At 68.3% G+C, this 12223-nt stretch carries 12 protein-coding genes; 6 read left to right on the forward strand and 6 right to left on the reverse strand.

Features of this window, described 5'->3' with window-relative positions; translation table 11 throughout:
• The first annotated feature begins 65 nt into the window (after positions 1-65).
• Entirely contained in the window at positions 66-812 is a 747-nt protein-coding gene (locus tag P3H15_RS08805) for a glycoside hydrolase family 25 protein (protein ID WP_276136855.1), read from the forward strand.
• 23 nt (positions 813-835) lie between these two features.
• Here P3H15_RS08805 and P3H15_RS08810 read toward each other — a convergent pair whose 3' ends face one another.
• Positions 836-1810, reverse strand: coding sequence for an Lrp/AsnC family transcriptional regulator (locus P3H15_RS08810; protein WP_276136856.1), 975 nt, complete (start codon positions 1808-1810; stop codon positions 836-838).
• Positions 1811-1962: 152 nt separating this feature from the next.
• On the opposite strand from P3H15_RS08810, the gene P3H15_RS08815 reads away from it, so the two are divergent.
• Both P3H15_RS08815 and P3H15_RS08820 read left to right on the forward strand, forming a co-directional pair.
• Positions 1963-3399 carry an MFS transporter gene (locus P3H15_RS08815; RefSeq protein ID WP_276136857.1) on the forward strand — a complete coding sequence of 479 codons (1437 nt, stop codon included), beginning with the start codon at positions 1963-1965 and terminating at the stop codon, positions 3397-3399.
• A 38-nt stretch (positions 3400-3437) separates the two neighbouring features.
• Complete coding sequence (locus P3H15_RS08820) at positions 3438-4619, forward strand: amidohydrolase (RefSeq protein WP_276136858.1); 1182 nt, start codon at positions 3438-3440, stop codon at positions 4617-4619.
• 12 nt (positions 4620-4631) lie between these two features.
• Here the strand turns inward: P3H15_RS08820 and P3H15_RS08825 are convergent, their stop codons facing one another.
• The 3 genes from P3H15_RS08825 to P3H15_RS08835 form a co-directional block, all read right to left on the reverse strand.
• On the reverse strand, positions 4632-5894 hold the full coding sequence (locus P3H15_RS08825) for a hypothetical protein (RefSeq protein ID WP_276136859.1): 1263 nt from the start codon (positions 5892-5894) through the stop codon (positions 4632-4634).
• Positions 5895-6157: 263 nt separating this feature from the next.
• The gene (locus P3H15_RS08830; RefSeq protein WP_346348764.1) at positions 6158-6355 is read right to left on the reverse strand and encodes a hypothetical protein; all 198 of its coding nucleotides are present in this window, start codon (positions 6353-6355) and stop codon (positions 6158-6160) included.
• On the reverse strand, positions 6352-6939 hold the full coding sequence (locus P3H15_RS08835; RefSeq protein WP_276136860.1) for a DUF899 family protein: 588 nt from the start codon (positions 6937-6939) through the stop codon (positions 6352-6354). Before P3H15_RS08835 ends, P3H15_RS08830 begins: the two co-directional genes overlap by 4 nt.
• A gap of 426 nt (positions 6940-7365) precedes the next feature.
• Here P3H15_RS08835 and helR point away from each other — a divergent pair, with 426 nt between their 5' ends.
• Together helR and P3H15_RS08845 are read left to right on the forward strand one after the other, a co-directional pair.
• Complete coding sequence (gene helR / locus P3H15_RS08840; protein WP_276136861.1) at positions 7366-9504, forward strand: RNA polymerase recycling motor ATPase HelR; 2139 nt, start codon at positions 7366-7368, stop codon at positions 9502-9504.
• 94 nt (positions 9505-9598) lie between these two features.
• A complete protein-coding gene (locus P3H15_RS08845) occupies positions 9599-10378 on the forward strand; it encodes a DUF899 domain-containing protein (protein ID WP_276136862.1) in 780 nt (259 codons plus the stop codon).
• Between the two features lies 1 nt (position 10379).
• Here the strand turns inward: P3H15_RS08845 and P3H15_RS08850 are convergent, their stop codons facing one another.
• The gene (locus P3H15_RS08850; protein ID WP_276136863.1) at positions 10380-10802 is read right to left on the reverse strand and encodes a hypothetical protein; all 423 of its coding nucleotides are present in this window, start codon (positions 10800-10802) and stop codon (positions 10380-10382) included.
• A gap of 51 nt (positions 10803-10853) precedes the next feature.
• Positions 10854-11444, reverse strand: a complete 591-nt coding sequence (locus tag P3H15_RS08855; RefSeq protein ID WP_276136864.1) for a DUF2867 domain-containing protein — start codon at positions 11442-11444, stop codon at positions 10854-10856.
• On the opposite strand from P3H15_RS08855, the gene P3H15_RS08860 reads away from it, so the two are divergent.
• Positions 11422-12078 (forward strand): TetR/AcrR family transcriptional regulator, encoded by a 657-nt coding sequence (locus P3H15_RS08860; RefSeq protein ID WP_095861484.1) that lies wholly within the window; start codon positions 11422-11424, stop codon positions 12076-12078. The two genes, P3H15_RS08855 and P3H15_RS08860, sit on opposite strands and share 23 nt — an antisense overlap.
• Positions 12079-12223: the final 145 nt, after the last annotated feature.

Here is a 12223-nt window from a genome sequence, read left to right on the forward strand (position 1 = left end):
TCGCGTGTCCCGGCAACCTCGTCGTTGACCGGAACTCGGACGCCGCAACCACTACCCTCGGGCGCATGGCTATCGGGGTGAAGGTCCGAAGGTTCTCCAAGCTCGCACCGCTACTGCTCGCCGGTGCGCTCGCGGCCGCGGTGCCGGGGCACGCGGCAGCCGAACCCGTCCGAGGTCCGGACGTGGCGTCCTGGCAACACCCGGGCGGGTCGCCGATCGACTGGTTCTCCGTCCGCAACGCAGGCCACGACTTCGCGATGGTCAAGGCCACCGAGAGCCTCAATTACGTCAATCCGTACTTCGTCCAGGACTGCCTCGCCATGCGCGTCGCCGGGGTCGCCCGCGGCGCGTACCACTACGCGGACCCCACCCAGTCTCCCGAAGCGCAGGCCGCCTTCTACTCGACCGTGGTCCTCGGCATCAACGGTCCGGGCGACATGCCGCCGGTCCTCGACATCGAGCACTCCGCCGGACTGCCGCCCGCCGCGCTGATCGACTGGACGCACCGCTACCTCGATACGGTCCAATCGCTCACCGGACGTCAGCCGATCATCTACACGTACCCGACCTTCTGGCGGACGGCGATGGCGAACACCAACGAGTTCGCCGGATACCCCCTGTGGATCGCCGACTACAACGGTCAGAACACGCCCGGCCCCCTCCCCGGCGGCTGGAGCAACTGGACGTTCTGGCAGTACACCAGCACCGGCCGCATCCCCGGCGTCAACGGCGACGTCGACCTCAACGTCTACAGCCGGGCGCAGGGCGACTTCGCGCGGTACTCCAACAGCGCGTCCCCCTTCGGTAGCTGAGGGCCGGCGGGGGGCCGTCGCGGTTACATCCGCACGCCTGCCGACTTGTACGTCCGTGCGACGAGTGCGGTCTGCACCTGCCGGACGCCGTCCAGCGCGCCGAGTACCCGCGACGTGAACGCGTAGAGGTCCTGAACGTCCGCGTGCCACGAGTATCCGAGGACGTTTCTGCGGCCGGTGGTGGTCACGAGATGCCGGACGGACGGTTCCGACGCGAGTCGCCGGACGGCGGCGTCGAGGTGGCCGTACTCGACCTCCAGTTCGATGCGAGCCTCGACGGTGAATCCGAACTGCGCCGGATCGACCAGCAGGCGCAGGTGCAGAACATGTGCGCTCTTCAACCGCGACAGCCGGCGGCGGGCGGTCGACTCACCGACGTTGAGCTCCTTGGCAAGTCGGCTCATCGCCATTCGCGGATCCCGCCGCAGCGAGTCGACCAGCCGGCGGTCCAGATCGTCGACCTCGATCCGCTCGGGAAGCGCCCTGCCCTCGGCGGCCGATCGGCGGAGTGCCGTCGGCTCACTTTCGTAGGGCGCCCAGTCCGCCGCCGTCAGCAGCAACTGCAATATCACCGCGGAGTGGACGTCGAGGACGCCGCCGAGCCTGCCGATCGAGCCGTCGACGAGGGCCAGGAGCGCATCGTTGTCGGCGACCGCGGCCTCGACGTGAACCTGCAACCCGCCGGTCGTCACCTCGATGGCCCGGGTCTCGGGGAGTTCCGCGAGGGCCAGTGCCACGTCGTCGAGTCGACCCGGGGCGCACCGGACGGCGAGGTCCACGGACACCCCCTCGCCGAGGTACTCCGCGACCAGCGCCGCCGTGAAGCGCACCGCCCCCGTGTCCGTCATCCGTTCGAGTCGGCGGGCGACTGTCCGCTCATGACACCCGAGCCGAGTACCCACATCGGCGAACGACGCGCGAGGGTCTCGTGCGAGAACCTGCACGATCGCCCGATCCAGTGCGTCGAACACCGTCGAAGCCCCGCCGGTTTCCGCCATTTCGATTCTCCTCGAGCCGGAATCCACCACAAGGTCCGTCTGTATGCCTGATCCAGCCTATTTCTAATGTGACTGTTGCCTGATTATCAACCCTTGCCGGACATTCATTGCGGAATCCGCCGCGGATTCCGTCCGAGCAAAGGTGCACAAGAATGATTGACGCTCACACGTCTGCAGCTTCTGCGGTCGGCGCCCCGAGAGGGGCGACACCAGGGCTGGCGATCCTCATCTCCGTCGTGCTCGTCGAGGTCACGAGTGGCGTCATCCAGGGTTTCCTGTCCCCGGTTCTGCGCAGCCTCACCGAGGTGCTGCATGTGACGGCCGCCGACCTGAACTGGATCAGCATCGGAAATCTTCTGGCCAGTGTGGCTTTCACCCCGGTGCTCTCGCGCATGGGCGACCTGTACGGCCACCGGCGGATCCTGCGGTGGAACCTCGCCATCGTCCTGCTCGGATCCCTGCTCGTCGGGACGGCCGACTCGTTCGGCGTCCTTCTCACCGGGCAGGTCCTGCAGGGCGCGTTCGCCGGCTTCTTCCCGCTGCTGGTAGGCATCCTGCGCAACCGCAGCGGCGACGCCGAGAGCCGGCGCGGCATCGGGTTCATGGTCGCGGCCCTGGTCGGCGGAATGGGCGTCGGCATGGTGGCCAGCGGTCTCGTCGCCCAGTACGTCGACGCCCCGACGGCCGCACTGTGGGTGCCCGCGGTCGCGGTCAGTGTCGCCCTGATCGTCACGTGGCCGCTGCTGCCCGAATCCGACCACCGGCCCGGGGGCCGACTCGACCTGCGTGGCGGATCGCTGCTGGCAGTCGGTCTCGTCGCCCTGCTGCTGGGCCTGGGTCAGGGCGGAATGCCCGGCTGGGAGTGGACCTCCGCGCGGACACTGGGGTGCCTGGCCGGCGGCCTGATCGTCATCGCGCTGTGGGTGTGGGCGGAGTTGTCGTCGGACGAGCCGATGATCGACGTCCGGTTGTTCCGGCTCCGGAACGTCACCGTCATCTCACTCGTCGCGGTCACGTTCTCCTTCTGCCTGATCGGCCTCCAGGTCGCCAATGCCGTCTTCCTCTCGACCCCGCGTGAGCAGTTCGGCTACGGTCTCGGGCTCGCCCCCCTCGACGTCGCGTTCGCGATACTCCCGAGCATGGCCGCCGTCGCGGTCGGCGCGGTGTGCGCGCCGCGACTCGCCGAATGGATCGGGGACCGCACGACGCTGGTGCTCGGCTCGCTGACCATGGCAGCCGGCTACCTCGGCGCCCTGGCATTCCACAGTTCCCTCGTCCTGTACCTGTTCGTCGGTGTCGTCTCGTCGGTCGGTGCCGGCCTGCTCCAGCAGGCCACGCGGTCGCTGGCGGTCGAATCGGTACCGCACGACCAGGCGGCGGTCGGCTCGGGCATCAACGAGTTGCTGATCAACATCGGAGGATCGCTCGGCGCCGCCTGCGTCCTGTCCTTCACCGCCGCCGCGACGCCGACCGGGTCTGCCTTCCCGGCCTTCTCGGCGTACGTCGCCATCTGGACGACCACCGCGGTGGTATCGCTCGCCGGCGCCGGCGTCGCACTGTTTCTGCGGCGCACCCCCGCCGCCGCCTGACAGTCCCTGTCCTCCAACCACTCTCGAAGGGCCGACTTGTGATCGACGAGATCCGCACCATCCGTGAGCACGCCCGCACCGTCGTCGCCGACCGCCAGGACGACGTCCTCGGACTGAGCCACAGCCTGCACGCCGAACCCGAACTCGCCTACGAGGAGTTCCGGTCGGCCCGCAAGATCGCCGATCTCGTCGAGCGCGCCGGATTCGACGTGACCCGGGAAGCGTACGGACTGCCGACGGCGTTCTGCGCCACCGCCGGGCACGGCGACCTCGTCATCGCGATCACCGCCGAATACGACGCGCTGCCCGGCATCGGCCACGCCTGCGGCCACAACGTCAACGGTGCCGCGGCGGTGACGGCGGCGCTCGCACTCGCACCGTTCGCCGACGACCTCGGGATCCAGGTCAAACTTCTCGGCACCCCGGCCGAAGAGTACGGCGGAGGGAAGGTCGACATGCTCGATGCGGGTGCCTTCGACGACGTCGCCGCCGCCATGATGGTCCACGCTGCACCCACCGACGGCGTCGGCATGGGCTCGCTGGCAATCGGCAGTTGGAACATCACTTACACCGGCCGTCCCGCGCACGCGGCCGCGATGGCGCACCGCGGCGTCAATGCCGCCGACGCCATGATGATCGCCCAGGTTGCGATCAGCGCCTACCGGCAGCAGATGCTGCCCGGCGGGGTCGTCCACGGCGTGGTGACCTTTGGCGGTGAAGCGCCCAACGTCATCCCCGGGCGCACCACCGCCGCCTACGACTGCCGGGCGGAATCCGCCGAGGACCTCCGCGAACTCCAGACCCGGATCCGCGCCTGCTTCGAGGCAGGCGCCTTGGCGACGGGAGCCGAACTCGCCCTCGAGGCCGTCGGCAACGACTACTCGGACCTGCGCCAGGACCTCGCCCTGTCCCGGCTGTACCGCGACGCCGTCACATCGCTCGGACGCACCATCGACGAGGGCACGGCGATGCGGCAAGGGTCCACCGACATGGGCAACGTCTCCCATGTGGTCCCGTCGATCCATCCGACCATCGGATACGACTGCGGCGACACCATCATGCACAACCCGGAGTTCACCCGGTTCGGGGTCACCGCACAGGCCGATCGCGCCGTCCTGGACGGCGGACTCGCGATGGCCTGGACCGCGATCGGGATGGCGACCGACGAGGCGCACCGCACGGACCTGCTCGCACGCCTGGCCACACGGACCCGGCCGTGATGCGCAGCGACGTCAGCGGCAGGCCGGATTTCCGGGGAACGGGGCAACGCCCGCGCGGCAGCCGACGTCGGTCACGGCGGTGAGTCGCTCGACCGGTTCACGGATCTCGAGCGCCGGCAGGAGTCCATCGGTCAGGAGGGCGTTCTTCTTCGAGGGCGCCGTGGCGCTCTCGTCCAGCGTTCCGCGCGCTCGCGCGAAGTTGACGAGTTCGTCGTACACCATCGACAACGCGGCCTCGGTCGTCCGGTCTTCCGGGTTCAGTCCGGCGAAGTCCACACCCGTCTCGTATTCGTGGCGGACCGCGTGCGGACCCTGGTCGCAGGTGGGCTGATTCAGGTCGATCCGGAAGTCCTGCCCGGCAGGGCCCGGCGGCGTGATCGTGCCGGCGTCGGTGCACACGTGGTGCGAGATGCGGTCACCGAGAGCGTGAAGGTAGATGCCGGTCCGGGCGTTCCAGGAATTGTCGCCGATCCAGGAGTCGAACTGTGACGACAGGACGTTGTCGGTGATGACCTGCTGCCCGGTCATATTGGTGAACGGGATGGCTGCCGGAGTCTCCAGGCTGTACGTGCCGTTGATCGGGACCGGGTTCGCGTCTCCGTAACACGTTGCGCCCGTACCATAATCGCCGTCGACCGAAGGGTTCGTGAAACCTCCCGTGCACAGCGGCGCGTTGCTTCCCGGACCGGCCATCGCCCACGTCCGCAGGTGTGTGAGCATGATCTCGTGCCGCGGATCGTCGACGTTCGGGTGCAACCCGTTGGGCAGCGGATCCGACGGCCCGCGCAACGTGGGGAGGAAGTGGAAGAGGAACCCGCCGGTGTCGAAGTGGGTGCGCACCAGGCCGCTGATGTCCTTGGTCGTCAGCGCGTCGGCGCCGGCGGCGGGCCTGCCGAAGAGGTCGCGGGGGACGAACGTGCCGAGGTCGGTCGCCTCGTCGTATGCCGCGATCCAGTACGCATCCTGTTCGGAGAAGCCGACGGTGCGGGCGATGATGTACGTCGAGTCCGAGTGCACGAGACTCCGTCCGCCGAGCGGGCGGCGCAACGTGAACCCGTAGCGGAGGAAGGCCTCGGCGCCGCAGATCGGCGAGTTGGGATCGTCGAGTAGACATTCGGGGGGCAGTGGCGCGCAATTGTGCGGCGGGGCACCGTCCTCGGTGTAGCAAATATCCTCGGCAAATCCGTACACCGGTGGCGGTGACACGACGAAAGCGGCCGCGGTGAGCGTCAGCGCCACGACGGTTCCACCGGCTCTTCGAGCGAATCTTCTCATCGAGGTGCACCTTTCGGTGAGGACGAGTATTCCCACATTAACACCGGGGAATACGCGCGCGGACCGGATTCGGCGCGGGGTCGAAAGCGTCACCACCCGTGAAAGTTTCAGGACCCGATTCCACGTTCCGCCCACACCAGCCATTTTCGTTCACTGCACGATGCAGGATCCACGTTCTCGGTGGATCAAGTGTTCGAGTTCGCGTCGAGAGTTCCGCTTGCCGTGATCGATACCGTCGCTCGGACTGCTCGGTCCAGCCCGCGTCAGTGGTGGTGGCCGTTCCGGCCGAGGGTCTCGACGGGGGTCGCGCCGGGGCGGGTCCACTGCGGCACGGGACGGCTGGTCGGGCCCCAGGTGGCGTTCCCGTCCGCGTCCGAACGCCAGGACCAGCACGCGTTCCTGCCCTCGGGCCAGCCCTCGGGGTTGTCTTCCCACGCCTCGCCGCGGCCGTAGGGCGTCATGTCGAGCAGGCCGAGGGAGCTGTTGATCCGCTCGTTGCCGCGGCCGTCGTGGAGTAGGTGAGGAACACGCGGTCGCCGTCCCGCAGGTAGGAGGTGAGGGAACCCATGCTGTCGCCGACCGGCGCGTCCAGGTCGCGCACCGAATACCACGGTTCGGTGTAGCCCATGAACTCGACGTAGGGGGCCACCTCGTCCCACCGGCCCGTGGTCAGGACGGCGTACGAGACGCCGCGGGCGTTGAGGTACGCGGCGTCCTTCACGTGCCACGCCGTGGTGGTGCAGCCTTCGCACTGCCCCTGGTGCGGCGCGCCGTCGTGCCACATGTGCTTGTAGACGACGAGTTCGTCGCGGCCCTGAAACAGGTCCAGGAACGGCACCGGGCCGTCGGCTCCGACGACCTCGACGGTCCCGTCGAACTCCACCATCGGCAGCCGGCGCCGGGCCGCGGCGAGGGCGTCGCCCTCACGGGTGTAGGCCTTCTCGCGGACCATGAGTTCGTCGCGGGCGGCCTGCCAGGTGGCTCGGTCGACAACGGGCGGACGTCCGGGCAACGCGGCGGTCGGGTCGTTCGGCGTGGTCGTCATGGTGTCCTCCGTGGTGTCTCGTGCCGGGCGGCGTCGTGCCGCGTCCTCAGACGGTCATCAGTACGGACTCGCGATCCGGCCGAAACTCATCGCGACGCCACCGACCATCGTCAAATGTACTGGCGGTCAACCTGATTCGACTTCCGAACGCGAGTATGCGTCTCGAATACTCGGGCGGACCTTGCCCGCGTCGAATCGACCGGGGGGTGTACTGCGCAAAGGGGTTTGACGGTCCGAATCGGACGAGGGGAGGAATGAGTGCAACTCTCTTCCACTTTCAATGTATAGCGCACCCCAGGGCTTGCGGCAAGGCCCGGGTGGTGTCGCAGAATTACCGGCCTGACCCGGAACCTGCGGAAATGGGAGTCGTGAGTGCGCGCCGAAAATCTGAATCCACAACACCCACGACAGATCGGAGCTGTTGACGTGAGACCCCTTACTGCCGGCGCCTTCGACCTTCCCGACCACCTCGCGCCCAAGGCCGACCCGGCGCTGATCGCCGGCGACGAGCGGCACTTCGCGGCGATCGAGGAGAGCCTCGAGCAGTCCATCGCCGACCTGTCCCGCCGCATCGATTCCGAGCGCAAGGCGCCCCGACGCCTCGGTCAGGAGGCGATGGAGCGGGACATGATGGTTCACGACCTGAGCGCTCAACTGCGCGCCCTGCGCCGCTTCGGCCTGGACCTGTGCCTCGGGCACATCGTCCGTGCCGACGACTCCGAGCCCGTGTACATCGGACGCCTCGGCCTCATGGACAGCGCGGGCAATCAGCTGCTGGTCGACTGGCGGTCCCCCGCGGCCGAGCCGTTTTTCGGCGCGACCCACGCCAACCCGATGGGCCTGGTCAGCCGACGCAGATACCGCTGGACCCGCGGCCGGATCAGCGACTACTGGGACGAGGTGTTCACCGCGGACGGGTTCGACGGGAACGCCGCGCTCGACGACCAGTCCGCGTTCATCGCCAGCCTGGGCAGCAACCGGTCGGCCCGGATGCGGGACGTGCTCGGCACCATCGCGGCCGATCAGGACGCCATCATCCGCGCGGGATCCGGCGGCGCCCTCGTCGTCGACGGAGGTCCGGGTACGGGCAAGACCGTCGTCGCGCTGCACCGCGCCGCGTACCTGCTGTACTCCGATCCCCGGCTCCGTCACGGCGTGCTGTTCGTCGGCCCGCACGAGCCCTACCTGGCGTACGTCGCCGACGTGCTGCCCAGTCTCGGAGAGGAGGGCGTGCAGCTCTGCACGCTGCGGGACCTCGTCACCGAGGGTGCCACCGCCCGGGTCGAGCAGGATCCGGAGGTGGCGCGGCTGAAGTCGTCGGCAGATCTGGTGAAGGCGATCGACGCGGCCGTGAAGTTCTACGAGGAGCCGCCTGACGAGGGCATGACGGTCGCGACCGACTGGTCCGATATCTGGCTGAGCGCCGAGGACTGGGCCGAGGCGTTCGAAGCGCCGGAGCCCGGTACCCCGCACAACGAAGCGCGCGAACAGATCTGGGAGCTGCTGCTCACGATCCTGGTGGACAAGTACGACGGTGACGCTCCCGCGGCCCAGGTTCGGAAGTCGTTGCTGCAGAACGACGAACTGCGCGCAACCCTCGACAACGCGTGGACGATGATCGAGGCCGCCGATCTCGTCGGCGACCTGTGGTCGGTGCCCGCCTACCTGCGCAAGTGCGCGCCCTGGCTCGGCCCCCACGAGGTTCGGGCACTGCAGCGGGCGGACGCCCAGAAGTGGACGGTGTCCGACCTGCCGCTCCTCGACGCGGCACGGCAACGGCTCGGGGACCCGGAGGCGTCGCTCCGGCAGCGCCGGTACAACGCCACCGTCGCCGCCGAACGCGCGCGGATGAGCACCGTCGTCGACGACCTGATCGCGGCCGACGACTCCGAGTTGCTCGTGATGTCGATGCTGCGCGGCGAGGACCTGCAGCAGTCCCTGATCGACGCGACCGCTCTGCCCAGCGCCGACCCCGATCTGCTGGCCGGACCGTTCGCGCACGTCGTGGTGGACGAGGCCCAGGAACTCACGGACGCGGAGTGGCAGATGTTGCTGCTGCGCTGCCCGTCCCGCAGCTTCACCATCGTCGGCGACCGGGCCCAGGCCCGGCACGGGTTCACGGAGTCGTGGCGCGAACGGCTGGAACGGATCGGGTTGGACCGGATCGAGCAGGCCGCGCTGAGCATCAACTACCGGACACCGGAAGAGGTGATGGCGGAAGCCGAACCGGTGATCCGGGCCGCGCTCCCGGACGCCAACGTGCCGACCTCCATCCGCAGCAGCGGCATTCCCGTCGTCCACGGCGCGGTTTCGGATCTGCGCTCGATCCTGGACACCTGGCTGGCGTCGAATTCGGACGGGATCGCCTGCGTCATAGGCGATCCGACGTTCCAGGCAACATCGCGCATCCGGTCGCTGTCGCCGCAGCTGTCGAAGGGGCTCGAGTTCGACCTCGTCGTCCTCGTCGACCCGGAGTCGTTCGGCGAGGGGATCGAGGGTGCCGTCGACCGCTACGTCGCCATGACCCGGGCCACCCAGCGACTCGTCGTCCTCACGAGCTCCTGACGTCGGAGTCCGGATCGATCGGCGGCGGAAACGGGTAGCCGCCGCCGAGGGTGGGCTGGGACGATGAGGGGTGCCCTTCGAGAGGAGACGAACGATGACAGCGTCCGATCCACAGGTCACCACCCGCGAGGAATGGCTCGTCGCGCGGCGCGAGTTACTTGCCCAGGAGAAGGAGCTGACCCGCCACCGCGACCGGGTCAACGCCGCCCGGCGTGCGCTACCGATGGTCGAAATCACCGAGAGCTACGAGTTCGACGGTCCCGAGGGCCGGGCCCGGCTCGTCGACCTGTTCGACGACCGCGGCCAACTCCTGATCTACCACTTCATGTTCGAACCCGACGCCGACGAGGGATGCCCGTCCTGCACGTTCACGATGGACAACGTCGGCGACCTCCACCACCTCTACGCCCGGGACACCTCGTTCGCGGCCGTCTCCCGCGCACCCCTGCACAAGCTCGAGCAGTACCGGCAGCGCATGGGCTGGACCATCCCCTGGTACTCCTCGCTCGGGAGCAACTTCAACTACGACTTCCATGTCACCATCGACGCGTCGGTCGCGCCGGTCGAATACAACTACAAGGACGAGGCGGAACTCGAGCGCATGGACCCCGCGTGGAAGGGCTGGTCAGGCGAAGAGCACGGCGTCAGTGCCTTCCTCCGGCAGGGTGAGCGCGTCTTCCACACCTACTCCGGCTACGCGCGCTCGACCGACATGCTCGTCGGCACCTATCACTGGCTCGACCTCACCGCGCGCGGTCGCCAGGAGGACTGGGAACCGGAACCGCGCCGCGGTGACGACCCGTTCATGAGCTGGCTGCGCCGCCACGACGAATACGAACCGGACGAGATCTCGGGGACGAAGGTCCCCGACTGATCTACATCAGTTCGTACCCCGTCGCCTGCAGCTCCAGATAGTCGCGCACCAGCAGGTGGGAACCGGGCGTGGACACCGCCGTCCACGGAATATGTTTGGGCAGTTGCAGTGCCAGCGATTCGGGTACCGCTTCGCGGCACCTGATGCCCGCCCGAGTTCGCGGCGTCAGCGAGTTCCACCACGAGTCGAGGACGCACCGGCATTGGGCGAGGTATTCCGAGAGCGGCCCCTGGAGCATCGCCATCTGCGGAACGGGATCGGGTCCACCGGTGATGCCCGCGACGCAGGCGTGCCCGCACACGGCCATCACCTGCCCGATGAACTGCGGCGGCATGATGCCTTCGGGGTCTCGCAGCAGGGCGAGGCGCGCGCCGGCGGAGAGCGCTTCATACGCCGTCACGGGGTCGATTGCCTCGTCACCCATGCCACGAAGGTACCCGGCTGGGGCCGTCTCCTTTCGGGAACAGCGATTTGTTCACCTCGCGACGTAGTCACGCCAGGCGCGTTCCCATTGCCGGGTCAGGGCCGGGTAGACGAGGAGATGCCGGAACGGTGCGATGGCGGCCATGTAGAGCCGCCCGAACCGGCCGTTGGGTTTGACGAGGACGGTCATCTGCAGCCCGTAGTCGCCGTCCGCTGCTTGCACCCAGCCGAGATGCATCACGGTGTGTACGGTCTTGTTCGCCAGCTCGCGGGCGGCCTCCGTGTCGAGTTCGTAGACCGCTGTGAGCGGCATGCCCGCGTCGTCGGGGCCGCGGGGAGCGGCGCGGAGGTCGTCGGGCAGGCGGTCGCGGAGCGAGGCGACCCGTTCGCCGACGCCCGCCGACGGACTGTCCCAGCCGAACAGTTCGCCGAGCTTCCACCGGACGGCGAACAGGAATCTCACCACCCGGGGCTGTTTCCCGAGTCCGCCCCCGGCCCGCATCGCGGCGAGCATTGTGGGGAAGTCGTCCGGACCGGCTCCGGGAGTGCGATACGACCACACGTCCTCGACGTCGAAGTCGCTGGTGAATTCGTGGATGCGCCAGGGCTGCTCGGTGTAAGTGGCCTCTGCTATTCGTGGCACTGTCGTCCCCGATCTATACGGCACCGTATATTTCATCTATACGGTACCGTACAAATTGACCGCGATCAATGGAGGTGGACCGATTCCCGCCGTCGCCCGCACCACACGAGCCCGCTGGATAGAGGCCGGGCTCGACGCCCTCGCGCGCGGCGGACCGGACGCCGTCCGCGTCGAAGCACTCGCCGCCGAACTCGGCGTCACGAAGGGCGGGTTCTACGGCTACTTCGACGGCCGTCCCGCATTGCTCACGGAGATGCTCGACGAGTGGGAGCGCCGCTGCACCAAGGCCGTCATCGCCCAGGCCGACGCCGAAGGCGGCGACGCGGCCGAGCGGATCCGGCGCGTGGGTCAACTCACCTACTCGGAGGACCTGCACCGGATCGACCTCGCGATCCGGGCCTGGGCGCACCACGACCGGTCCGTCGCGGCACGCCTGCAGCGCATCGACAACGAGCGGATGCAGTTCCTGCGCACGATGTTCGGCACCTTCGTCACCGACCCCGACGAGATCGAGGCGCGCAGCACCCTGATGTTCGGGCTCGCCATCGGCCGCCACTTCATCGTCGCCGACCACCCCGGGTACACCAAACGCGAAGCCATCCGGCTCGCCGGGGAATTCCTCCTGCGACCGTAACCGGGACCACGGGCTCGATCACCGCCATTGCACATTCCTTCTCGACGCTCCGTGGCGGTGGTTCCGGAGCGCGTCGAAGGTGTTGTGATGGTGCCGTTTCAGCGCGTCGACGCCGGCCGGTGTGCGGCATACTGGGACTCCAGAC

Origin of the sequence: Rhodococcus sp. T2V, assembly GCF_029269925.1 — a bacterium.
Lineage (GTDB): Bacteria > Actinomycetota > Actinomycetes > Mycobacteriales > Mycobacteriaceae > Rhodococcus_F > Rhodococcus_F koreensis.

Coding starts and splice junctions, on each gene's coding strand:
- P3H15_RS08845 (WP_276136862.1), top strand. CDS start 9,599: ATGACAGCGTCCGATCCACAGGTCACCACCCGCGAGGAATGGCTCGTC.
- P3H15_RS08830 (WP_346348764.1), bottom strand. CDS start 6,355: ATGACGCCCTACGGCCGCGGCGAGGCGTGGGAAGACAACCCCGAGGGC.
- P3H15_RS08850 (WP_276136863.1), bottom strand. CDS start 10,802: ATGGGTGACGAGGCAATCGACCCCGTGACGGCGTATGAAGCGCTCTCC.
- P3H15_RS08805 (WP_276136855.1), top strand. CDS start 66: ATGGCTATCGGGGTGAAGGTCCGAAGGTTCTCCAAGCTCGCACCGCTA.
- P3H15_RS08810 (WP_276136856.1), bottom strand. CDS start 1,810: ATGGCGGAAACCGGCGGGGCTTCGACGGTGTTCGACGCACTGGATCGG.
- P3H15_RS08815 (WP_276136857.1), top strand. CDS start 1,963: ATGATTGACGCTCACACGTCTGCAGCTTCTGCGGTCGGCGCCCCGAGA.
- P3H15_RS08825 (WP_276136859.1), bottom strand. CDS start 5,894: ATGAGAAGATTCGCTCGAAGAGCCGGTGGAACCGTCGTGGCGCTGACG.
- P3H15_RS08835 (WP_276136860.1), bottom strand. CDS start 6,939: ATGACGACCACGCCGAACGACCCGACCGCCGCGTTGCCCGGACGTCCG.